Source organism: Neisseria sp. P0021.S006 (assembly GCF_051956895.1).
On the sequence record NZ_JBQCWZ010000558.1, the window covers coordinates 1 to 870 of the forward strand.

Annotated in this window: 2 pseudogenes; both read right to left on the minus strand. The window is 44.8% G+C overall.

Annotated features, from left to right (window positions below):
* Positions 1-393: 393 nt before the first annotated feature.
* Positions 394-636, minus strand: a pseudogene (locus ACTHUM_RS15665) (class IIb bacteriocin, lactobin A/cerein 7B family); the annotation flags it as partial.
* Between the two features lie 42 nt (positions 637-678).
* A pseudogene (locus ACTHUM_RS15670) lies at positions 679-870 on the minus strand (meta-pathway of phenol degradation family protein); the annotation flags it as partial.

An 870-nucleotide genomic window follows, 5' to 3' on the forward strand; every position in this document is an offset into this window, starting at 1 on the left:
GTCATGAATAAAGAATACTGCAAAGAAAATACTTCCTGCCGTTAGAGATATTTTTAATCTGCTTATTTTCCCTTCGCTATATTTACCTGATAAAGAGCCTAAAAAAGCTGCAATCAAATCATCCATTTTAAAAATTTCTGTAAAAACAGGTAATGTCTTTAATTCATTACCTGCTTGTTATGATTTATCTACGCCATACGCGATTTGCACCATTGTTGGCAAGTGTGCTATTTACTCTCCATATGTTTGCTCCTGCATTTGTCAGGCTGGGAATAAATTTGACTCCTCCACTGGCAATTGCCCCCGCAGTACCAAATGATGCGTCAATGACAGCACCTGTTGCTACGTTATCTGCAAATTTGGCATTGTCCCATTTGTAATGACCTTGATAGACGCCCCATGCATATAGCCGGCACCTCCCCATATGCCTCCTACGATACCACCGGCTACCCAAGGAGCAACAGCCCCCTCAGTGTCTTTCATTTCCTGCGGCGATAGTTCCGCCAACTACATCGGCGCATCTGCCTGCGTGTGGAACACTTGGTTTTCAAATACCTGATTTTCCATGCTGTTTGCCATCGCCGGAGCGGCAATCATCGTTAGAATCATCATGGCTGCGGTAATTTGTTTTCTCATAACAACTCCTTTGGATTACAACGTTGGAAAATCAAAAACTGCTTAAAATGTATGCTGTACGCCCAATTTCAGTTCGGAACTGGTTTGCCCTGAAACGTTGAAACGTGCGGATGCGTTTAAAGCCGTGGTTTTGGTGAAACCGAAACCTGCACCTAGATGGGCGTAGATGGATGTATTTCCGGAGCATTCCCGTTCGCCGTCCAGTCGGTCGGGCTTCCTGCCCAGCCATTGGAT